This window comes from Achromobacter sp. SIMBA_011 (assembly GCF_046535435.1).
In the GTDB taxonomy this organism is placed as follows: Bacteria; Pseudomonadota; Gammaproteobacteria; order Burkholderiales; family Burkholderiaceae_B; genus Achromobacter; species Achromobacter dolens.
On record NZ_JAWRWN010000675.1, the window covers coordinates 1 to 262 of the forward strand.

A 262-nucleotide genomic window follows, 5' to 3' on the forward strand; every position below is an offset into this window, starting at 1 on the left:
GAACGTTTAGATACTCCGTTGGCTCTTCGAGTCCTAACGCACGTCTTAACGCAATAGCCTTCCCGATGTGTGCGTTGAAGCAGTCGTTAGGAGCGCATTTGGCGATTCCTCTACGAAGAATTCTGGTGTCTATCAACGACTTCTTTAAAGCTACAACGGTTCTTTTTGCGGCATTTACGATAAAATCAGCCTTAGTTACGAAGAAGTGTTTTATGACCAAATCTTCTACATCCTCTTTCGCCTGCGCAACGATCTCATCCCG

At 45.4% G+C, this 262-nt stretch carries 1 protein-coding gene; it reads right to left on the reverse strand.

Annotation, left to right across the window (positions count from 1 at the left end; translation table 11 throughout):
• The coding region (locus SB816_RS32675) for a hypothetical protein (RefSeq protein WP_410548335.1) at nt 1-262 on the reverse strand (262 nt) is incomplete at both ends.